At 68.8% G+C, this 21,680-nt stretch carries 18 protein-coding genes; 11 read left to right on the forward strand and 7 right to left on the reverse strand.

What is annotated here, in order from left to right; all coding sequences use genetic code 11:
* Window positions 1–16: 16 nt before the first annotated feature.
* Window positions 17–1,204 (reverse strand): histidine kinase dimerization/phospho-acceptor domain-containing protein, encoded by a 1,188-nt coding sequence (locus tag AB0B89_RS23145; RefSeq protein WP_358556379.1) that lies wholly within the window; start codon window positions 1,202–1,204, stop codon window positions 17–19.
* Between the two features lie 228 nt (window positions 1,205–1,432).
* On the opposite strand from AB0B89_RS23145, the gene AB0B89_RS23150 reads away from it, so the two are divergent.
* Both AB0B89_RS23150 and AB0B89_RS23155 read left to right on the forward strand, forming a co-directional pair.
* The gene (locus tag AB0B89_RS23150; RefSeq protein WP_358556382.1) at window positions 1,433–2,755 is read left to right on the forward strand and encodes a hypothetical protein; all 1,323 of its coding nucleotides are present in this window, start codon (window positions 1,433–1,435) and stop codon (window positions 2,753–2,755) included.
* A 137-nt stretch (window positions 2,756–2,892) separates the two neighbouring features.
* Entirely contained in the window at window positions 2,893–3,525 is a 633-nt protein-coding gene (locus AB0B89_RS23155) for an amino acid-binding protein (RefSeq protein WP_358556385.1), read from the forward strand.
* Here AB0B89_RS23155 and AB0B89_RS23160 read toward each other — a convergent pair.
* The gene (locus tag AB0B89_RS23160) at window positions 3,522–4,829 is read right to left on the reverse strand and encodes an ATP-binding cassette domain-containing protein (RefSeq protein ID WP_358556388.1); all 1,308 of its coding nucleotides are present in this window, start codon (window positions 4,827–4,829) and stop codon (window positions 3,522–3,524) included. The two genes, AB0B89_RS23155 and AB0B89_RS23160, sit on opposite strands and share 4 nt — an antisense overlap.
* A 444-nt stretch (window positions 4,830–5,273) precedes the next feature.
* Here AB0B89_RS23160 and AB0B89_RS23165 point away from each other — a divergent pair, with 444 nt between their 5' ends.
* From AB0B89_RS23165 to AB0B89_RS23185, 5 genes are read left to right on the forward strand one after another with little or no spacing between them, the layout of a single operon-like run.
* Complete coding sequence (locus AB0B89_RS23165; protein WP_358556391.1) at window positions 5,274–6,572, forward strand: extracellular solute-binding protein; 1,299 nt, start codon at window positions 5,274–5,276, stop codon at window positions 6,570–6,572.
* 3 nt (window positions 6,573–6,575) lie between these two features.
* Complete coding sequence (locus tag AB0B89_RS23170; RefSeq protein WP_358556394.1) at window positions 6,576–7,568, forward strand: sugar ABC transporter permease; 993 nt, start codon at window positions 6,576–6,578, stop codon at window positions 7,566–7,568.
* The gene (locus AB0B89_RS23175; RefSeq protein WP_358556397.1) at window positions 7,562–8,455 is read left to right on the forward strand and encodes a carbohydrate ABC transporter permease; all 894 of its coding nucleotides are present in this window, start codon (window positions 7,562–7,564) and stop codon (window positions 8,453–8,455) included. The genes AB0B89_RS23170 and AB0B89_RS23175 overlap by 7 nt, the downstream gene beginning before the upstream one ends.
* A gap of 49 nt (window positions 8,456–8,504) precedes the next feature.
* The gene (locus tag AB0B89_RS23180; protein WP_358556400.1) at window positions 8,505–10,121 is read left to right on the forward strand and encodes a glycoside hydrolase family 13 protein; all 1,617 of its coding nucleotides are present in this window, start codon (window positions 8,505–8,507) and stop codon (window positions 10,119–10,121) included.
* 10 nt (window positions 10,122–10,131) lie between these two features.
* Window positions 10,132–11,157, forward strand: a complete 1,026-nt coding sequence (locus AB0B89_RS23185; RefSeq protein ID WP_358556403.1) for a LacI family DNA-binding transcriptional regulator — start codon at window positions 10,132–10,134, stop codon at window positions 11,155–11,157.
* 157 nt (window positions 11,158–11,314) lie between these two features.
* Here the strand turns inward: AB0B89_RS23185 and AB0B89_RS23190 are convergent, their stop codons facing one another.
* Both AB0B89_RS23190 and AB0B89_RS23195 read right to left on the reverse strand, forming a co-directional pair.
* Entirely contained in the window at window positions 11,315–11,533 is a 219-nt protein-coding gene (locus AB0B89_RS23190; RefSeq protein ID WP_358556405.1) for a DUF397 domain-containing protein, read from the reverse strand.
* Window positions 11,534–11,559: 26 nt separating this feature from the next.
* Entirely contained in the window at window positions 11,560–12,420 is an 861-nt protein-coding gene (locus AB0B89_RS23195; RefSeq protein WP_358556408.1) for a helix-turn-helix transcriptional regulator, read from the reverse strand.
* Between the two features lie 28 nt (window positions 12,421–12,448).
* Here AB0B89_RS23195 and AB0B89_RS23200 point away from each other — a divergent pair, with 28 nt between their 5' ends.
* From AB0B89_RS23200 to AB0B89_RS23215, 4 genes are read left to right on the forward strand one after another with little or no spacing between them, the layout of a single operon-like run.
* Window positions 12,449–13,456 carry a hypothetical protein gene (locus AB0B89_RS23200; RefSeq protein ID WP_358556411.1) on the forward strand — a complete coding sequence of 336 codons (1,008 nt, stop codon included), beginning with the start codon at window positions 12,449–12,451 and terminating at the stop codon, window positions 13,454–13,456.
* Window positions 13,453–14,148 (forward strand): hypothetical protein, encoded by a 696-nt coding sequence (locus AB0B89_RS23205; protein ID WP_358556413.1) that lies wholly within the window; start codon window positions 13,453–13,455, stop codon window positions 14,146–14,148. The genes AB0B89_RS23200 and AB0B89_RS23205 overlap by 4 nt, the downstream gene beginning before the upstream one ends.
* A 32-nt stretch (window positions 14,149–14,180) precedes the next feature.
* Window positions 14,181–15,107, forward strand: coding sequence for a DUF2797 domain-containing protein (locus tag AB0B89_RS23210; protein WP_358556416.1), 927 nt, complete (start codon window positions 14,181–14,183; stop codon window positions 15,105–15,107).
* 46 nt (window positions 15,108–15,153) lie between these two features.
* Window positions 15,154–15,996, forward strand: coding sequence for a class I SAM-dependent methyltransferase (locus tag AB0B89_RS23215; RefSeq protein WP_358556418.1), 843 nt, complete (start codon window positions 15,154–15,156; stop codon window positions 15,994–15,996).
* Window positions 15,997–16,290: 294 nt separating this feature from the next.
* Here the strand turns inward: AB0B89_RS23215 and AB0B89_RS23220 are convergent, their stop codons facing one another.
* The 3 genes from AB0B89_RS23220 to AB0B89_RS23230 all read right to left on the reverse strand — a co-directional run.
* Window positions 16,291–16,821: an NUDIX domain-containing protein gene (locus AB0B89_RS23220; RefSeq protein ID WP_358556422.1), complete on the reverse strand. Its 531-nt coding sequence runs from the start codon at window positions 16,819–16,821 to the stop codon at window positions 16,291–16,293.
* Window positions 16,822–17,248: 427 nt separating this feature from the next.
* On the reverse strand, window positions 17,249–20,326 hold the full coding sequence (locus AB0B89_RS23225; protein ID WP_358556425.1) for an HsdR family type I site-specific deoxyribonuclease: 3,078 nt from the start codon (window positions 20,324–20,326) through the stop codon (window positions 17,249–17,251).
* 3 nt (window positions 20,327–20,329) lie between these two features.
* On the reverse strand, window positions 20,330–21,680 hold a 1,351-nt coding region (locus AB0B89_RS23230; protein ID WP_358556428.1), incomplete at its 5' end, for a restriction endonuclease subunit S.

Below are 21,680 nucleotides of genomic sequence, written 5' to 3' on the forward strand. Positions count from 1 at the left end.
GTAACGCGGCATGCCATCAGGGTACGACGTGCCGGGACCCTCGGGTCGAGGTCGTCGGAGGAGGAAACCCCGCCCGAGGATCGGTGCGGGGGCTCACCTCCACCTTGATCATGCTGGAGGCGTGGCGCCGCGCGTTGTCCAGCAGGTTGCCGATCACCCGGAACAGCTGCGTCCGCACGCCGAGCACGACCACGTCCTCCTTGAAGTCGGTGGCGACCGGCACCTGCGACGGCCGCCGGGCGATCTCCTCGGCCGCCAGGTGGCCGAGGTCGACGCACTCCTGCACGGCAGGGCCGCTCGATCCGAGCCTCGCCATGAACAGCAGGTCGGTGATGATGGCCTCCACCCGGTCGGTGTCGCGCAGGGCGCCGTCCACCAGGCTCGGAAGGTCGGTGTCCCCGGGATGCAGCCGCGCCTCCTCCAGTTGCGCGCGGAGCCCGGCGATCGGGGTGCGCAGCTCGTGGGAGGCGTCGGCGGCGAACCGCCGCTGCTGCTCGACCGAGTGCTCAAGGCGCGCGAGCGTGCTGTTGACGGTCCTCGCCAGGTTGGAGATCTCGTCCTCGCCCGGCGGCTCCTGGACCCGGCGCGACAGGTCGCTCACCGTGATGTGGGCCAGCTCGGCCTGGATGTTGTCGACCGTGCGGAGCCCCCGGTCGGCCCCCTTCCAGGCGATCCAGCCGATCAGGCCGGTGAGAGCCGCTATCTGGAGGCCGACGGCCACGTCCAGGACGCGGGTGGACAGCACCGCGGGGGTGCGCTTCGCGGCGTACACGACCGGTGAGCCGGGCCTGGAGTCGGCCAGGGTCGCCGTCACGTGGTAGCAGCCCCTGAAGGCCTTCGGGCACGTCGTGAAGTCCACGAGCCGGTCGGGGAGGTCGGGTCGTACGTCGCTGACCGGGGGCGCCCCGCCGGCCTTCGCCGTCGCGGCCAGCAGGTGGCCCCCTGGACCGATCACCTGGATGACGTCCACGCCGCCGGGACCGGGCGCGATGGGGTTGAGCAGGGTCGCGTTCCGGTAGGCCACGACGATCCGGGAGGCGGCCTCCCTGGTCTCCCGCCAGATGGAGGTGGCGACCGCGCCCCTGATCACCATGTCGGCCGCGAGGCCCAGGGGGATCAGGAAGAGGCCCGCCAGCACGAGCGCGAGAAGGGTGACCTGCCCCCGGATGGATCGAGGCCACACGGCGGCCCATGGGAGGGACATTGGCAAAGGCTACTGGCGTGGATCTCATCCAAGATCCGCGAGCCGGGAAAGAGGTCACCAAGCCCTGGCAAAGCCGCCGGGCGCGGGACCGGGCCGCACGCCGGGGGAGCCTACCGTCCGGCGTGCCGGGTCACCCGATCCGGTCGCCGGCCGGTTGTGGGCCTCCCGGTGATGACCCCTGACCGCTACCGTGAGCGACAGCGATCTTTTAACCCTAAGTGTGGTGTTATGACGCCGAACCTCTGGCGAGCGGGCCTGTCGTTGCCGTTGACCTTCCTGCTGCTCGCCGTCCCGGAGGCGGCGGCGCGAGCCCTGTCCGAGGGACCCGCGCAGGCGTCCCCGCTGGAACGTTCCGGGTCCGCGGCGGGCAGGGTCTACTACGTGGACGGCCGCGAGGGCGACGACGACGCGCCGGGGACCTCTCCCGGCAAGGCCTGGCGCTCGCTCGACCGGGCGAGCTCGGCCCGCCTGCGCCCGGGTGACACGCTGCTCCTGCGGCGGGGCGGCCGGTGGAAGGGCACCCTGACGCTGAGGGGCAAGGGCACGGCCGCGCGGCACATCACGGTCGGCTCGTACGGCAGGGGCGCCCGGCCGAAGATCAGCGGAAGGGACGGCGACTGCGTGGTGGTCGAGGGGTCCTACTGGCGGATCTCCGACCTGCGGGCGAGTGACTGCGGGTGGGGCGGCTTCAGGATCGACGGCCGCCACAACGACCTGTGGGACGTGTACGCCGACCGCAACGTGGCGGGCGTCTGGGTGACGGAACGGGGCTCCCACAATGTCATCCGCGACAGCCAGATGATCGGCAACGACCGGATGAGCGTCGACGACAGCGAGCCGGACAACGACTCCGGCGCGTTCGGCGTGCTGCTGAACGGCGACGACAACAGCGTCATCGGCAACCTGATCGTCGGCAGCTACGCCTCCAGCCGGGACTACGTGTCCGACGGCGCGGCCGTGGAGGTGTACGACGGCGACCGGAACCTCGTCGCGCACAACGTCGCGCGCGACAACGAGACCTTCACCGAGCTCGGCCACAGCCCCGGCGGGACCGCCAAGGGGAACCTGTTCGCCAACAACGTGGTGACCTCGGGGGAGAAGCGCGGCTCGTTCCTCATCACCCGCGGCTCCGGGCACGCCGTGGGGCCGGTCACGGGCACGGTGGCGGTCAACAACTCGGTGTACCTCCCGGCGCGCGAGACCATCGGCGTCTCCTGCGCCGACGGCTGCTCCGCGAAGATCCTGAGGCTGCGCAACAACGCCATCAAGGTCGGCGGGGTGCTGGGATTCGAGGACGGCTCGGGAATCGACGACGCGGGCGGCGTCTACGATGGCAGGTCCACGGGCATCAAGCTCGGCCACCGGTCGATCCGCGAGGATCCCGGCTTCCGCAGCCGCCATGACCTGCGGCTACGTCCCGGAGCGGCCGCCATCGGCCAGGGGGTGCCGCTCGGGCCCTCGTGGTACGGAGGCGCGGGGCTGGCGCACGACGCGGCGGGACGGGCGATCCCCCGGTCGAGGAACCCGGATGCGGGCGCCTATCAATACTGAATTGGATTTATTTCGGACATATCTTCGGAACATCGCCGAAACCTCGATCCAGGACGCTGTGTGCCGTGGTGCAGTAGATGAAAGAAAACAGGAGGTCGGCCCGTATACGTGGTTCGGCTGGATATACAGAGGTGGTGGTGACGGTGCTACGGATCCGGGTTTCGCTTCCCGATCGGCCGGGGGTGCTGGGGCAGGTGGCCCGATCCTTCGGGGTCCTCGGCGCGGACATCCTCCAGGTGACGGTCCTTGAGCGGGAGGGCGGCCGGGCGGTGGACGACTTCACCCTGTCGTGGCCGGGCGGGTTCGCCGCCGACGAGCTGCGCGAACGCCTGTCGGTCGTGCCCGGGGTGCGCATCGAGGGCGTGTGGCCCACCAGGGAGGCCCCGGGGACGAGCCCCGACTACGACCTGCTCGGCCACGTGGTGTCCGACTCCGAGCGCGCCTTCGTGACCCTGGTCGACGCCGCCCCCGACCTGGTGAGCGCCGAGTGGGCGGTCGCCGTGGACTCCGACACCGGCGCCGTCGTGCACGGCAGTTGGCAGGCTCCCGGCGTGGACGAGATGCCCGACCTCACGCCCCTGCGCCCGGCGGCGTTCAGCGAGGGGCCGCTGCACCTGCTGAGCCTGCCGATGAAGACCGCGGGCCTGCATCTCGTCGTGGCGCGCACGGAGGGCCCGGCCTTCCACCAGGTGGAGTTGGACAAGGTGGTGCGGGTGGTGGAGATCGTGTCCCAGCTCGCCGGCTCGGCGGCCGACCGTACGGTCGCCTAGCGGCGGGGCGGGTCGATCCTGTTGCCTTCGAGGGTGAACAGCATGAGCCTGCTGAGGTCCACGGCGACGCGGCCGTGCTCGCCGGCACGCCACACCGGCCGCGAGCCCAGGCGCACGACGAGGTCGGCCCGGCGGTGGGTGCCGCTGCCGGCCGCGGAGGGGGCGATGTACTCGGGGGCGTGCTCCTCCTCGCCGGAGATGAGGCGCCGCATCATCGACCGCACCTTGCCCGCCGTGCCGCCGGCGGCGCGCCCGTCGCCGTCGCCGTTGGCGTGCCCGTTGGCGGCCGCCCTCGGCGCGGGCTCGGGGGCGGGCACGACGGGGATGCCGACCTCCAGGTAGGCGAGCCATTCGTGACCGTGGTACTCCAGCGTCCTGACCCTGCCGCTGAAGTGCGGGCTGTCGACGCCTTCGGGGATGGGGGTCAGCGCGTCGGGGCGGATGCCGACGATGATCTGGCTGCCGGTGTGCTGGGAGACCGCGTAGGCCCGGGGGTCGGTCCAGGGCATCGTGATCTGGTGGAGCCCGAAGTCCAGCATGATGTACTGGTTCTGCGGGGTCTTGACCGTCGCCGCCAGCAGGTTGATCTGCTGCGAGCTGAGGAAGGCCGCCACGAACGCCGTCGCCGGGTCGTTGTAGATCTGCCCGGGGGTGCCGACGTCCTGCAGGACGCCGCGGTTCATGATCGCGATTCGGTCGGCCAGGGTGAGGGCCTCCACCTGGTCGTGCGTGACGTAGATGGTCGTCACGCCGAGCGCCCGCACCAGCGACGAGATCTCCATGCGTAACTCGGTGCGCATCCCGGCGTCGAGGTTCGACAGCGGCTCGTCCATCAGGAACAGCGACGGCTGCCTGACGATGGCCCGGCCCATCGCGACGCGCTGCCGCTGGCCACCGGAGAGCGTTCCAGGACGGCGGTCCAGCGTCTCGTCGATGTGAAGCGCCTTGGAAAGCTCGGTCACGCGTTCCCTGACCATGGCGGGGTCGGCCTTGGCGATCTCCAGCGGGAAGGCGATGTTGCCCCGCACGGTGCGGTGGGGATAGAGGGCGCCGTTCTGGAAGACCATCGCGACGTCGCGGTCACGGGGTGCCAGGTCGTTGGCGATCCGCCCGTCGAGGTAGAGGTCCCCGGAAGTGATCTCTTCGAGTCCCGCGATCATCCGCAGCAGCGTGGATTTACCGCATCCGGATGGGCCGAGCAGGACGAGCAGTTCGCCCTCTTCCGCGCGCAAGCTCATGCGATCGACCGCGAGATGCCCCCCGGGGTACACCTTTGTCACGCTGTCGAGAACGACGGTACTCATCGTCACTCGTTCCTCCCGGGCATCAGAACCCGGATCCCAGCCGTCATTGTGATTGATGAGGTAGTACATCGCGTAGTGGGCCACTGTGTCCATACATGAGGTGAGAAATTGCTCATCTGCTGGTTACTTGACCGTTGCCTGTCTGTAGAGGTCAGGACAGATAGGGAAAGGGCGGCGCCGGCGGTGGAGCCCGGCCGCCTGCCACCGGACGCGCCGGCGCGGGCCGGGCACTGGTCCGCGAGGGCCGGGCGCTGGCCCCCCGCCCGGGTAACGCGGATGTAATGACAGACGTGTCACAATTTGCAGAAAGTTTCCGAAAGGTCTTTCATGTCTGTTCACATGGCTGTTACGTTCCGCGTACCCCGGTGATCCCGTCCGCCGTCGGGGACGCGGGCGGGATCGGCCGATCCTTAGGGCAATGAAGCTGAGCAAGGAGTGCACAACATGCGGCGAGGCATCTCGGTCGCGGCGACAGCCGCGGCGCTCGCGCTGGCGGTCTCCGCCTGTGGCGGCGAGGACACCACCAATCAGTCGGCCGCTCCGGCCACAAGCGCCGGCGCCGCTGACGTCTCCGGCGAGGTGACGTGGTGGGACACCTCGGACGCCACCAACGAGGGTCCCGTGTTCCAGGAGCTGATCAAGGACTTCCAGGCGAAGTACCCGAAGGTCAAGGTCAACTACGTCAACGTCCCCTTCGCCGACGCGCAGAACAAGTTCAAGACCGCCGCGCAGAGCGGCGCCGGCGCGCCGGACGTGCTCCGCGCCGACGTCGGCTGGGTGGCCGAGTTCGCCTCCCTCGGCTACCTCGCGCCCCTTGACGGCACCCCGGCCCTCGACCAGCCCGAGGACTTCCTCCCGAGCCCGGCCGGCAGCGGCAAGTACGAGGGCAAGACGTACGGCATCCCGCAGGTCACCGACACGCTCGGCCTGCTGTACAACAAGGAGCTGCTGAAGAAGGCCGGCCACGACGCCCCGCCGAAGACCTTCGAGGAGCTCAAGCAGTTCGCGCTGGACGTCAAGTCCAAGGCCGGGGCCGAGGGCCTCGCGCTGAACGTCGACGCCTACTTCCTGCTGCCGTTCATCTACGGCGAGGGCGGCGACCTGCTCGACGTCGCCACCAAGAAGATCACCGTCGCCTCGCCGCAGTCCGTGGCGGGCCTGAAGGTGGTCGAGGACCTGATCAAGTCCGGCGCGGCGTCCAAGCCCGCGATCCAGGACAGCTACACCAACGCGGAGACCGCCTTCAAGGAGGGCAAGGCCGCGATGATCTTCAATGGTCCGTGGTCGAACACCGACAACCTCGGCGGCAAGGTCTTCAAGGACAAGCCCGACAACTTCGGCATCGCCCCGGTCCCGGCCGGCTCGGTCAAGGCGGGAGCCCCGACCGGCGGCCACGACTACACCGTGTACGCGGGCTCCAAGAGCCTGGACGCGTCCTACCTGTTCGTGAAGTTCATGGACTCCGCCGAGAGCCAGGCCAAGATCGCCGGCAAGCTCGGCCTGCTGCCGACCCGCCAGTCGGCCTACAGCCTGCCCGACGCGCAGGGCAACGAGATGATCGGCCGCTGGAAGGAGCCCATGACCGCCGCCGTCGAGCGTCCGTGGATCCCCGAGGCCGGCCAGCTCTTCCAGCCGCTCGTGGAGGGCTACCAGAAGCTCGCCACCGGCGGCACCACCAGCGAGCAGATGGCCCAGGACGTGGCCAAGGCCTACCAGGGCCTGCTCAAGGGCTGGAGCCTGTGACCGATGACGACCCAGGTCGTTGACGGTACGGCCGCGGGCACGAGCGCCCGCGGCCGTACCCGCCGCCCGGGGCCGGGGAGGGCCGGACGGTTCTTCTCCCGGCACTGGTACGCGTGGGCCATGTGCGCCCCGGTCGTCATCGTGACGCTCGTGCTTATCGGGTACCCGCTGGTGCGCGGCGTCTACCTGTCGCTCACCGACGCGACCGAGGCCAACATGGGCCGTACGATCGGGATGAACACCATCCCCTCGACGTACGAGTTCGTCGGGCTTTCCAACTACGTCGACATCGTCGGCTCCAGCGCGTTCCTGTCCCGGCTCCTGTGGACGGTCGTCTGGACCCTCGTCTGCGTCGCCCTGCACTACGGCATCGGCCTCGGGCTCGCGCTGCTGCTCAACCGGCCGCTGCGGTTCCGGTCGGTCTACCGCATGATGCTCGTGCTCCCGTGGGCGGTGCCGGCGTTCGTCTCGGCGTTCATCTGGCGGTATCTGCTGAACGGCGAGTTCGGCGTCGTCAACGCGATGCTGCGGGCCGCGGGCTTCGGCGGGCTCGACTGGCTGGACGACCCGTTCTGGGCCAAGGTCTCGGTGATCACCGTGAACGTCTGGCTCGGCGTGCCGTTCATGATGCTCGCGCTGCTGGGAGGCCTGCAGGCCATCCCCCGCGAGCTGTACGAGGCGGCCGAGGTCGACGGCGCCACTCCCTGGCAGCGCTTCAGGAACATCACCCTGCCCGGACTGCGGCCGGTGTCCAGCACGGTGGTCCTGCTCGGCACCATCTGGACCTTCAACCAGTTCCCGGTCATCTTCCTGGTCACGAAGGGCGGGCCCGGCGGGTCCAGCGAGATCCTCGTGACCTACGCCTACCGGCAGGCCTTCGAAGGCATCAGGAACTACTCGGGATCGGCCGCGTGGGGTGTGCTCATCCTCGCGCTGCTCGTCGTCATGGCCGTGGTCTACCGCCGCGCGCTGCGTCAGCAGGGAGATGCATGGTGAGCACGGTGAGCACGGTGAGCACCGCGGGTCACGCCGCGGCGCCGCGGCGCAGGCGTCGTGGCTCGCGCGGAGCCGGGGCGTCCGCCGCCCTGCACGTCACGTTGTTCCTGGCCAGTCTGATCGCGGTCTTCCCGGTCGCCTGGCTGGTCCTGACCTCGCTCAAGCCGAGGGACGCCTGGCAGTCCACCACGGTCGAGCTCTTCAACCACCCGAGCCTCGACAACTACACGCAGGTGCTCGGCCAGACGGCGTTCCCGCGCTGGCTGTTCAACTCGCTGTTCGTCGCCGCCCTGACGACCCTGCTCGGCGTGGTGCTGTCGGCGACCACCGGCTACGCGGTCAGCCGCTTCCGCTTCCCGGGATTCCGGTCGATCATGTGGATGCTGCTGATCACGCAGATGTTCCCGGTGGCGATCCTGATCGTGCCGATCTACAACCTCATGGCCGGGCTCGGGCTCATCAACCAGTTCCCCGGCCTGGTGATCGCCTACCTGACCTCGACGATCCCGTTCTGCGCCTGGATGATGAAGGGCTACTTCGACACGGTGCCCGTCGAGATCGACGAGGCCGGACGGGTCGACGGGCTCACGCCCTTCGGCACCTTCTGGCGGCTCATCCTGCCGCTGTCCAAGCCGGGACTCGCCGTCGCGGCGTTCTACTCCTTCATCACGGCCTGGGCGGAGGTCGCCTACGCGACCGCGTTCATGACGGGCGACGACAAGTACACCCTGGCCGTGGGCATCGGGCAGTTCGTCGGCCAGCACAAGGCCGAATGGGGACTGCTCACCGCGTCCTCGGTGCTGATCGCGGTGCCGGCGGCGGTGGTCTTCCTGCTCGTCCAGCGCAACCTCGTAACCGGCCTGACGGCCGGAGCCACGAAGTCGTAAGACCACCGTGGTATCGGAACCTGATATTTCGGAGAATCGGGGGATCCCAATGACCGACGTGGTCCGTGAAGCCCGTCCCGTCGAGACCGGCACGCGCTGGTGGCGTGACGCGGTGATCTACCAGGTCTACGTGCGCAGCTTCGCCGACGGCAACGGCGACGGCGTCGGCGACCTGCTCGGGGTCCGCAGCCGCCTCGACTACCTGGCCGGGCTGGGTGTCGACGCCATCTGGCTGACGCCCTTCTACACCTCGCCGATGGCCGACTTCGGCTACGACGTCGCCGACTACCGCGACGTCGACCCGATCTTCGGAACGCTGGCCGACGCCAGGGCGCTGATCGAGGACGCGCACAGCCACGGGATGAAGATCATCACCGACGTGGTGCCGAACCACACCTCCGACCGGCACGCCTGGTTCCTCGCGGCCGTGCAGGCGGGCCCCGGCAGCCCCGAGCGCGAGCGGTACATCTTCCGCGCCGGACGCGGCGAGGCCGGGGAGCTGCCGCCCAACGACTGGGAGTCGATCTTCGGCGGCCCGGCGTGGACGCGGCTGCCCGACGGCGAGTGGTACCTCCACCTGTTCGCCCCCGAGCAGCCCGACCTGAACTGGGAGAACCCCGAGGTCCACGCGGAGTTCGACGCCATCCTGCGCTTCTGGCTCGACCTCGGCGTGGACGGCTTCCGCATCGACGTCGCCCACGGCATGGTGAAGGCCGAGGGGCTCCCGGACATCGGGTCCAGTGAACAGATCGAGATGCTGGGCACCACGGTGCTGCCCTACTTCGACCAGGACGGCGTCCACGAGATCCACCGGGCCTGGCGCCGCCTGCTGGACTCCTACGACGGCGAGCGCATCGGCGTCGCCGAGGCATGGGCGCCCACGCAGGAGCGCCTCGCCCGGTACGTACGGCCCGACGAGCTGCATCAGGCCTTCAACTTCCATTTCATGAAGACCCCGTGGGACGCGGAGATGCTGCGCGAGGTGATCGACGAGTCGCTCGCCACCGTGGGCCCCGTCGGCGCCCCGACGACATGGGTGCTCTCCAACCACGACGTCAAGCGGCACGTGACCCGGTACGGTGACGGCGAACTCGGCCTGCGCCGTGCCCGCGCGGCGGCCCTCATGATGTTCGCCCTGCCCGGCTCCACCTACGTCTACCAGGGTGAGGAGCTCGGCCTCCCCGAGGTGCTCGACCTGCCCGACGAGGTCTGCCAGGACCCGCAGCGCCTGCGGGGCCCCGAGGACGGCCGCGACGGCTGCCGCGTCCCGATCCCGTGGGCCCACTCCGAGCCGCCCTTCGGGTTCAGCCCGCCGGGGATCGAGGAGACCTGGCTGCCCGTCCCTGCCACCTGGGGGACGCTCAGCGTGGAGGCCCAGCTCGGCGATCCGGGCTCGACGCTGTCGCTCTACCGGGGCGCCCTGCGCCTGCGGCGCGAGCACCCGGACCTCGGCGACGGCTCCCTGCGGTGGATGGAGTCTCCCGCCGGGACCCTGGTCTTCGCCCGGGGGGAGACGTTCGTCTGCACGGTGAACACCACCGGCGAGCCGGTCGAGCTGCCCCGGCCGGGCGAGCTCCTCATCGCGAGCGCTCCCGTGGCCATCGAGGGCGACGTCGTACGGCTGGCGCCGGATTCCGCCGCGTGGTGGGCGCTCGGCGTTGCGTAAAGTAGCGGCCATGAACGGTAACGCCCGGCTGTCCGACATCGCGGCCCAGGCGGGCGTGAGCGAGGCTACGGTCAGCCGCGTGCTGAACGGCAAGTCGGGGGTGTCCGCCGGCACGCGCCAGCTCGTCCTGACCGCGCTCGACCTCATGGGGTACGAGCGCCCCCAGCGGCTGCGGCAGCGCAGCAACGGCCTTGTCGGGCTGGTCACCCCCGAGCTGGACAACCCGATCTTCCCTGCGTTCGCCCAGGCCATCGAGAAGTCGCTGACCCAGCACGGCTACACGCCCGTGCTCTGCACGCAGAGCCCGGGCGGCGCCCCCGAGGACGAGTTCACCGAGCTGCTGCTGGAGCGCGACGTCAGCGGCATCATCTTCGTCTCGGGCCTGCACGCCGACACCACCGCCCGCATGGATCGTTACACCAGGCTGACCGACCGGGGGCTGCCGATCGTCCTGGTCGACGGTTACAGCGAGCACATCGAGGCGCCGTTCATCTCGCCGGACGACCGGCTCGCGTCCCGCCTGGCCGTGCAGCACCTGGTCGACCTCGGGCACGAGCGCATCGGCCTCGCGCTCGGCCAGCGGCGCTTCGTGCCGGTCATCCGCAAGATCGAGGGGTTCACCCAGGCGATGTCGCAGCTGCTCGGCGTCTCCGGCTGCGACGAGCTGATCCAGCACTCGCTGTTCTCGGTCGAGGGCGGGCAGGCCGCGGCGGCGGCGCTGATCGAGCGCGGCTGCACGGGCATCGTCTGCGCGAGTGATCTCATGGCGCTCGGCGCGATCAGGGCCGCGCGCGAGCGGGGCCTTTCGGTGCCGGGTGACGTCTCGGTCGTCGGCTTCGACGACTCCCCGCTGATCGCCTTCACCGACCCGCCGCTCACCACTGTGCGCAAGCCCATCGGCGCGATGGCCTCGGCGGCGGTCCAGACGCTGCTGGAGGAGATCAACGGGGCGGCCCCCAAGAACATCGAACTGGTCTTCCAGCCCGAGCTCGTCGTCCGCGGCTCCACCGGCTCCGGCCCCCTCGTCAACCGCTGACGACGCGGACCGGGGAATCGAAGAAGCCGAGTGTGCGGGCCATTCCCTGTGTCAGCACGCTCGGACCTCGATCCAACGGCTCGATGACCCGTTCGCAAGGACCGCGCCGCCACGTCAAGCTGAGGGACATCTGGATGGTGCCCTTGTGAGTAGGAGTTCAGAAGTCGAACTCGTTCGCGCGGACGCCGACGAGGAAGGCGTCCCACTCGGCTCGGGTGTAGACGATGACGGTGCCCTCGGGGTGATGGCTGTGCCGGACGGCGATGCGACCGGTGCCGTCGAGGACGGGGCCGGCCTCCACACAGTCACTGCCGCCGTTCGGGCTGAAACTACTGATGTGCCACGCGACACGGGGCCGCTGATCGGAGGCTGACATCGTCGCCCCTGCCTTCCGTCCGTGGGTTACAGGATCGCGTCCGCAGCCGCCCGGATGCGGATCGCCGACTCGTCCAAGTCGAGGCAATGATCGCGAACGCGATCAAACTTCATGATAAGTCGCTCGACGCGTTCTGTTTCGACGTAAATGCCACCCGCAGGGGTGTCCACGTACCCGACCTCGGGAAACGGTTCAGGCATCTCGAAGATGAGAAACGTGCCTTCGGGGCTGGGATGGACATGTGAAGTGAAGGGCAGCACCCGCACACCGATGTTAGGACGTTTCGCCAGTTCGACCAGGTGTTTGAGCTGCTCCCTGAGAACGTGCGGCCCGCCGGGTGCGCGATGGAGCAAGCTCTCGTCGAGCACGGCCTCGATGTCGGGCGGCTCCGGGGCGGCGAGGATCCTCTGCCGATCCAGACGAAATCGGGCGCCGAAGGGCGTCAAGGAGGCGTTGGTGTCAGCTCCGCGAATCAACGCTTCCATGTAACCGTGAGTCTGCAGTAGGCCGGGGATCACCACGAGATCGAAGGAGTAGATGCGGCGGGCGCGGCTTTCGATCCAGGCGTAGTCGATGATCAACTTGGGCAGGTCTTCGGAGTACCCGTCCCACCAGCCCGTCTGCCATACCTCCGCCGCAAGTTGAATCAACCCCTCTCGTCGGGTGGGGTCGACGACCCCATAGAGGTCCAGCAGCGCGGTCACATCCGGGAGGCGGATCGGATAGATGCCTGCCTCGAAGCGGCTCAGGGTCGGCCCTTCGCGTTGGATGCGTGCAGAGGCGTCCTTGAGTGTGAGGCCGGCCCCCTCACGTAGTTCCCGAAGTTGCCGCCCGAGCCACTGGGCGCGCAAGGCCGGCGCCGCAGGCGGGCACGGGCTGCTGCGCACGGCCCCGATCCCTGTCGACGGGCACAGTATGAACCCTGACAGTCTGCTGCGCTACCTACAGATCAAGGTCCACCACCTCATCCAGGACCAGGACTGGGAAAGCATCCGCGTCGTCGGCGGCTACGACCGCCTGGCCGTGATCTCTCGGTACGAGAAGATCGGCAAGCTGTTCAACATCGAGCGGCCCACCGCCGAAGTCCACAGCCGTGACCTGGTCATCAAGGCGTTTCCCGGTGCCGACTACGTACACCACTACGCGCTGATCATCACCACCTACCTTGCCATGACCGGTCGCGCGGCCGGGACCGTCACCTACCAGCCGCCCGAAGAGGCGGCGTGCCGCGCGGCCGTCGAAGGGCTCGACCTCGATCTGGACGGCGATCTCGTGATCGTCGGCTGGGGCCTTCAGCACCTCGCCCCCGACGACGGTGTGTGGACCCGCGGAAAGGGTTACGCCTGGCAGCGCGCCGTGGTGCACGGCCGCCGGGTGGTCTACCTCGGCTTCCTGCACAGCATCTGGGGCGATGTCGCCGGCCGTGTCGTCGCGCGCCTGGCCGAGCTCGGTGCCCGCGACGTCGTCTACGTCGGCAAGGTCGGGGCGCTGTTCCCCGAGATCGTGCCGAACACGCTCCTCGCCACCGGTAACGAGAGCCTCGTCGGCGGTGCTCTCGTTACCTGGGACGACTTCTTCGGTGAGTTCGCCGCCGCCCAGCCCGGCGTGCACAGCGGCCTCCACGTCACCTCCGCGTCGATTCTGCTGGAGAACCGTGACTGGCTGGCCAAGCATGCCGAGTACGCCTTCGTCGACCCGGAGATCGGCCCTATGGGGGCGGCCGCGCTCCAGGCGGGGATCAGATTCGGCTACCTCCACGTCATTTCCAACAACCTGGCCCAGCACTACCCCGCTGACCTGTCCAATGAGCGTCACGGCGACGTCATCCGGCGGCGCACCGTTCTGGTTGACCGGATCCGCGGAATCATCGCGGACCGCTTGGCCGGCCGCCCGATCCGAACCCTTGGAGGAAGTCGACCATGACGATCGCAGCGCACTCCGCCGCCCCCGCACGCGGGCGGGAGATCACGGTCACCGGCATCGACGGGGCCGGCAAGTCCACCCTCGCCGCCCGCCTGCACCAGGCCCTCAACGACGCCGGCCACCCAGCGATCCTTGTCGGCAAGCACAGTACCGAAGTCCCTATGGACGTGGAGCTGTCCGCCTACCTCGACCGCCTCAACGCGCTGGTCTACCGCCGGGACGCACGCGTCGCCCAGGCGTGCGATGATCACTACTGGCTGCTGGCGCTGGCCGCCTGGTACACCCTCCAGGACAAGCTCGTCATCCGGCCCGCCCTGGCCGTCGGCACCCACGTGATCCTCGACAACGCCCACCACAAGATCCTCGCCCGGTACGCGGTCAACCCGGACGTCCCCACCCACCTCGCCGAACAGGTCTTCGCCCACCTCACCGAATCCGACCTGGTGATCTTCCTGCGGATCGGCGCCCGCGAAGCCCTCCGGCGCAAGGGGGAGTTCACCTCCCTCGAGACCGGCCATTCTGGCAGCGGCGACGAGGACTTCATCCGCTACCAGAGCACCGTCCTCGCCCAGCTCCAGGAGCAGGGCGAGCGCGGCGGCTGGCTGTCCGTGGACGTCACCAGCATGGACCGCGACACCGTGTTCAAGACCGCAGCCGACGCCCTCACCGACCGCCTCCAGCTCACCGTCTGATGGCGTCCGCCCCATCTCCCGAGGAACGCACCATGCCAGTGCCCCTTCCCGACAACGGCGAGTACATCTGCCACGCCATCACCTGGGCCACCGGGGACCCCCGGCTGCTGCTCGCCCCCCTACCCGGCGGGCCGCTGGTCTACGCCGAGTTCATGCACCGGCGCCTCGGCTTCCGCGTGACCGGTACCGGCAGGTGGTGCACCGGCCGGTACCAGTTCGCCGACACCGTCCGCGTTGAGGCCCTTGCCTGCCCCGACCGCGCAGCGGCCGTCCAGAGCGGGCAGTGCACCCGGTGCGCGGGACGGGACGATTTTCGCTTCGCCCACCAGTTCCACCAGCGGGGCCACGCCCCCGAAGCACTCCAGCGGTACATGGCGCAGCCGCACTGGCTTTACGCCGCAACCTTCGCCGACGGCACCACCAAGGTCGGCACCGCGGCCGAGCCGCGCAAGCGCTCCCGCCTCGACGAACAGGGGGCGCTGTTCGCGACCTACCTGGCCCACAGTCCGGATGGCCGCACCGTGCGCTACCTCGAAGATGCCCTCACCCGCCACCTGGGCATCCCCCAGACCGTCCGGGCAACGGCCAAGCTCAAGGCCCTGGCCGACCTCGCCGGCTTGCCGACCACCGAAGAAGCCCACCGCAAGACCGTCGACCGCGCGGCCAAGACGCTCGCCGAGCTCGGCACCGCGACCGTCCTGGAAGCCTGGACCCCGCCGCACGAGGGCGACCAGCTGCGCAACCCCGGCGGCGCGCGGGCGCTGTACCCGCACAAGGTGGACGAGGGCGAGCACGGCTTCACCCCGCTCTCCTGCATCGGCTCCCAGGTCCTCGTCGTGTCGGACAGCGACAACGACCTGGGCTACCTGCTGGACCTCGGCACGCTCAGGGGACGCCGCATCACCCTCGGCGGCGCGTTCACCTCGCCCTCCGCCGCCGTCCAGGCCTCCCTCTTTTGACCCCCGGCCCGCCCCCGCGGGCCCTCCCTGCGAAGCGAGACACACCATGCCGCAGGATGCTCTCCTCGGCTGGGACGAGGACACCACCGCCGAGACGTACGCGGCGTTCACCCGCGCCCATCCCATGTACAGCTCCACCAGCCGCGACCTCGCCCGCCGGGCCCACCTCGTCGACAGTCGTCTGGTGATCGACCTGTGCGGCGGGACCGGCGCGACCGCCGAGGCGATCCTCGCCTTGGGGCCGGCCGACGCCCGGGTCATCTCCCTCGACAGCGCCCTGGCCATGCAGCGCATCGGCCGCCGCACCCTGACCGACCCGCGGCTGTCATGGGTGACCGCCCCGGCCGAGGACCTGGCCCAACACGCCCCAGTCGGCGGCGTCGACGCCGTGGTGTGCAACTCGGCGATCTGGAAGACGAACACCCCGGCGGTGTTCGCCGCGGTCCGTCGCGTCCTGCAGCCCGGCGGCTGGTTCGTCTTCAACGTCGGCGGAGGCTTCGCCGACGTGACCCACCCCAACGAGCAGACCGGCCGCAACGGCCCCTCGCTGAACACGCTGATCCGCCAGATCGCCGCACGCGACTACGGCTACACCCCGCCTCCGGCGGCCGACCGGGACGGCCCCAAGCTGTCGCCGGAGACCATCACCGAGCAGCTGGCTGCCGCCGGGCTGACCGTGGTCGACACCGAGGTCACGGCCCAGCACAGCACCATGGCGGAGAAGAAGGCGTGGCTGTCCATCCCCGTCTTCGCCCGCCCGGACGGCGACTTCACTCACGCCCAGCGCATGGACATCCTCGCCAAGGCGTACGCCCAGACCAGCCCCGACGCGCCGACCGTCACGAGCTGGCTCGTCGTCGTCGCCCAGCGCCCCGGGGGCCGGCTTTGACCCAGCAACCTGCCGAGGCTGCGCCAGCGCGCTGCGACCACACCAGCGTCGGCGTTGCTCATCTTCAGCACAGCCGGCCTCCCGGTCTTCGAGCGCGCCCGACGAGCTCCAACATCACGCCCAGCCCACCGCCGCCTTCGCCGCCGGGCAGATCACCATGGCTGAGTTCGCGGCCCGGCCGGGACTGGAACCGGTCTGGGTCCGCTTCCTCCACGACCTCCAGCTCGTCACCATGCCCGGCGAGGCCCTCGACCGGATCGGCGAGGTGATCTGACCATGTCCCGCAGCCGATGGTCAGAGCGCCCCGACAGCGCCGACAGCCACCAACCGGGCCATGTGCGCCCGGATCCGGTCGCGATCCTCGGGAAACACCGACTCCCACTCCTCATTGAGGGCGAACCAGCGCGGCGGCTGCCCTCTCTCCCCACCCAGCGGCACATCGAGCCCAACGATCGCGGCGTACGACAGGCCAAGCGTCGGCGACCAGTCCGAGCGGTAGGAACGCACACAGACCGCGGCCGGCACCTCCAGCAGTTCCGCGTGCAGCCCGGTCTCCTCGACCAGTTCACGTGCTGCGGCGGCACGGGGAGTCTCTCCCGGTTCGACCTTGCCACCGGGCGGCACCCAGCCGCGCACCCGGTGCTTCACCAGCAGGACGTGCCCGAAGTCCGGATCGATCACCCAGACATCCGCCGCCAGCGGCTCCATCGGGTGTCGACGCGCCTGCTCCAGCCAGGCCCGCGCACCGTCGAACTCAAGGGCCGCCAGGCCGACATCGACGGCCGCCGCATTCAAGATCGTCTCTTCGTTCTCGCGGTGGATCACCCCGCACACCTTATGTCGTCGCCTCGGTACGGAACGCCAGCCACCAACACGAACACGGCTCCGGAAAGGGAGATCCGCCATGCATCGTGAAACGGCCAAACGCGAGGCCTGGATCGGGCCCGCGTGGGCTGGGGGGTGAGCTGTAAGAGCGCACCCGGGGGTATCGATGACAGCATCGTTCCCCGCCAGCACCCAGCCGGGCTGGTGGACCCGGCGCAGATCCCGGACAGGAACTCCAGGTTGATCCCGCGCGGCGCGAGCTCGTCGGCGCTGAAGCCGTCCACCGACCCGCGCACCTACCCTTGCCGAACGATCGCACCGAACCCAGCGACGAGCTGCCGCCTCGGCGTGGCCCCAGGGGATGGATCAGGGCCCGAGCGGCGCGGCGAGGCCCGGCATTGGCCACAGGCTGCCGGGCTTCGGTTCGTCAGTCGACCAGGTAGTGGGCTTCGATGTAGGCGACGGTGGAGTCGTATGGCTCTCCCACCGGCTTCAACATGTACCGGCGGAAGACCGCGGCGGTGGCGCGACGGACGCCTCGGTTTCGAGCGTCGGCGTTGTCCCACGATCTGGCGAGGGTGCGGGTGACCACCTGGTCGATCTCCTCGGCCAGGTTCCTCTCCGTGACTGTGAGTCCGGCCGGTGCGTGGTCGTGGATGATCCGGGACAGGACACCCACGTGGTCGTCGTCCAGCACGACGACGGCTTCGTTGGGGTGCTTCTCGGCGTCCACGATGGCGCGAGCGATCCGGAGTGCTTCGGACAGGAACTCCAAGGCGTCCTGAGCGTTTTGGATGATCCGGTCCCGCAGCAGCTTGATCCGCTCCGCGAGGGCGGTGTACTTCGCGGACCCCGGTTCGACGCCGTTTTCGAGGCTGGCCTTGATGTGGTCCAGGATCTCCGCCGCTGACGGTGGCGTCTTGTCCTCGCCGTCGCCCTTGTCGGGATTGGGGCGGACAAGGGCCAGCAGTTCCTTGAGGATGGCGATGCCCTGGGCGTCCAGGACGAGGGGTTCCTCCTGGGAGGCGACCGCGGAGAAGGAATGGACGTGGGCATTGATGATCTCTAGGACCATCGGCCCCAGCTCGCTCAGCCGCTCCTTCCTCTCCTCGTCGGAGGACTTCTTGAACAGGGTCGTGTAGACGGACCCGAACAGCCCGAAGCCGTCCCGGTACTTGGCGACCCGCTTGTCGGTGTTGATGAGCGGATACAGGCGGGCCAGGAGCCGGTAGTCCTTGGTGAACACCTCGGCGGCGCCAGGGTTGGCGTCCAGGAAGACGTTGATGGCTCGCACGGACTCGTATCCGTGGACCGTGAGGTCCAGGCCGTCCACGTCTACGAGAAGGTCCTCGATGCGGGCGAAGGTGGTGCGGAACTCGGCGACCAGTTCGGACAGGTCTGTGACGAACCCGCCACCCTTGCCTGCCTCCGGCGAGGTGGGGTCGATGACGGCCCCCTGGACCTCTTCGGCCAGGCCGATGTAGTCCACGACCACGCCGGAGGTCTTCACGAACCCGTTCGGGGACACCCAGGTGCGGTTAGGGCGGGTGATCGTCTGGAACAGGGTGTGGGCCTTCAGCGGCTTGTCCAGGTAGAGGACGCCCTCGTTGGGGGCGTCGAACCCAGTCATCAGCTTCGCGGTCACCACCAGGAAGCACAGCGGGTCGTCCGGGGTGAGGAATCGCCGCTTCTGCTCCTCTTCCTCGGCCTCCGAGAGCTGGAACGGCCGCATGGCGGAGTCTTCGCTCTTGGAGTCCGAGACGGAGATGTTCACCTCGGCGGCGATCTGGTCATGCTTCCCGACCTCGGTGAGCACCTGTGACGCCTCGAAGCCGGCCAGCAGCTCGTTGATCTCGTCCGTGTACGCTACGGCCAGCTCACGGTTGTAGGCGACGACCTGGGCCTTGAGGCCGTTGCGGTAGGCGCCGGCCAGGTAGTGGTCCACGATGTCCTGGCAGACCGCGTGGATGCGGTCGGGGTTGGCGAACACCGAGGTGAGACGCCCGAACTTGCGGGAGAGGGCCTCACGGTCGGGATCGTCGAGGTCGAAGTCGTCGGCGAACTGGTCGAACTCAGCCTGCAACGCCTGGTCGTCTACCTCGAAGGCGACCGGGTGCGGGTCCAGCATGACCGGGACGGTCGCCCCGTCCAGTAGAGACCGGGACACCGAGTACCGGTGCAACACCCTGCCCGGGTCGGTCTCCTCGCCGAAGAGAGCGAAGGTGTCGGTGGCGAGGTTCCTGACGGGGGTGCCGGTCATGCCGAAGAACTTCGCGTGCGGTAACGCCGCGCGCATCTGCCCGGCCAGGGACTCCGACCTGTCGGACTGGGTGCGGTGTGCCTCGTCGACCAGCACGATGATGTTGCCCCGGGTCGACAGGTTCTTGCCGGCGTCGGCGAACTTGTGGACGGTCGTGGAGATGACGCCGCGCACGTCGTCGGCCAGCAGGGAACGTAACTCCTGGCTGGTGGCGGGCTGGTGGAAGTAGGCGCCCCCCATCGCGGAGGTGAACACCCCGGAGGTCTGCCGGACGAGCTGGGTCCGGTCCGAGAGCAGGATGATCGTGGGCGACTCGGTGCGGGTGTCGGCCAACAGCAGCGAGGCGGCGAACACCATCAGCAGCGTCTTCCCGCTGCCTTGGTGGTGCCAGATCAGACCCTTCTGGCCGCCGGCTCGGACTCGCTCATGGATCAGGTGGGCGGCTTCCATCTGCGGGTAGCGGGGCAGGTACTTCTTGTCCACCCCACCCCCGGAGGTGTCGAACAGGGCGAAGTTGGTGAGCATGTCCAGGACAGTCGCCGGGTTGAGCAGCAGCTCGACGGAGCGCCGCACGTCAGCCTGCCCGGACAGGTTCTCATCGTCGGCAGTAGACCGGAACGGCTGCCACAGGTTCGTGGGCGCCCCGGCGGCACCGAACCGCAGTTTCAGCCCATCGGAGGCGACGGCGAAGACGTTGGGGGTGAAAAACCACGGGTACTCGGTGGCGTACACGTCGTTGATCTCGCGGGCGGCGTCCGCCCAACCGGACTTCGCGGTCGGCGACTTCACCTCGACCACGACCAGGGGCAGGCCGTTGATCCAGTACACGAGGTCGAACCGGCGGGAGGTCTTGCCGGGGACGGTGATGGTCACCTCGTCCGACACGACCAGCGTGTTGGCGTTCGGGTGCTCGAAGTCGATGACCTTCAGGGCGTGCCACACGCCATCGGCGTCCCGGAACTCCTTGCGTCCGCGCAGCAGGTGCAGCACCTGCTCGTTGGCCCGTACCAGGCCGCCCTCCACGGCATTCACAGTGGCGACGATCTCCCCGACCACCGCGTCCACGTCGAACCCGTCGATCACCCCAGGGTTGAACCGGACGATGGCGTCCCGCAGATGACCGGCGACCACCGTCTGCGTCATCTCACGCGGCAACGACCTGCCCGCCGTGAAGTTCCACCCCATCGGGAGGGACCATTGAATCATCAGGTTCTGGAACTCACGCTCCCGAATACCCTTCGCCACGACTCAGCCCTTCAACTCGGACTCGATGTCGATGGTGCGATCCAGCAGTCTCGACAACAGCCCGGCGCGAACCTCGCGGAGCCGGGTGGCCTGCAGTTGGGTTTGGCGGATTGCTTCCACGATCCCTAGGGATGCTTCCGCGATCTCGTGGTGCCCCTTGATGTCCACCACCAGCAGGTTGCTGAGGATCTCGGTGTTGAGGTTCAACATGGTCGTCCCCACCGCGTGAGAGACCAACCACTCGGTGGTCGCTGCGCTGGAAAGAGCTTCCGCGAGGAGTCGTGCTAGCGATGGGTCCTGCGGGCGGAAGCGAATACACCCCGTCCCACACAACCAGCCACCTTGCTCGGCAACGACAAGGGCACGCTTGGAGAGGTCGCCACGTCGCGGAAAGACGACGTCGCCTTCGGCAAGCCTGTGTCGGGAGAGTCTGGCCGCCACGTCGTGGGGCACGCGCTTGATCTTTGCGGTGAGGATCTGGCCGTCCACCAGGTCCTGCGGCATGACGACCGGGACTCCCGACGGATTCTCTGTGTACTCGTGCGCATGGAGCTGGGAACCGAAGGGGCCGATCTGGATGCCCCGTGGTTCTGCGAGGTCAACGAGAGTGGTCTTGTCCTCGACCGATTCAAGCTCCCGCCGGGTTCCCGCCAACAAGGCCCGGAGAGAGGTTACCTCCGCGTCGAGTGCGGTGATCTGGTCGTCGACTGCGTCGAGTATCTCGACGATCCCCGCTTGCACCTCGCGGGGTGGGATCGGGAGTTCGATCTGCAAGAGTTGCTCTGGGTTGAGGCGCTTACGCCGTTGAACTGTCCCGCTCACCCGGTTCTTCATTTCTGCCCACAGTCGCGGTGAGCGGCAGACGTGCCTCATCCAGTCGGGCACCAGTTCTGGGCCAAGCGTGAATGTCGGGAACTCGTTGCTGACGACGAATCCATCGAACTCGGCAGGTACTACGGTGATCGGGCCTTCCCACGCGGTCAGCTTTCGCATCACGACCTGGTCGACGCGCAGCACGTTCATTGCCGAGTACTCTGTGTCTCCGCCGTCGAGTTCGCCTTTAGCGACAAGCCCCTGTCCTGCGTTCAGGACCCCGGCCAGACGGTAGGTGGTTGCAGGCATCATCGGTGTGCGCTGGATGTCGAGGCGCATCACCTCTCCGAGTGGACGAAGCGGATAGCCGTCACTCATCGAAGCCCTCGATCCCTGCGGCGGCGAGGACGGCAAGCATGCGCTGTTCGGTCTTCTGGCGCTCGGCGCGCCGCTGGTGTAGCGGATGGTGAAGGCGAGCAGCTCGGGGGTGGCCTTGGAGGCGGCGAAGATGATGTCGCCCTCGTTCTCGCGGTTCTCGTCG

The sequence above is a fragment of the Sphaerisporangium sp. NPDC049002 genome, assembly GCF_040649355.1.
Classification (GTDB): Bacteria; Actinomycetota; Actinomycetes; order Streptosporangiales; family Streptosporangiaceae; genus Sphaerisporangium.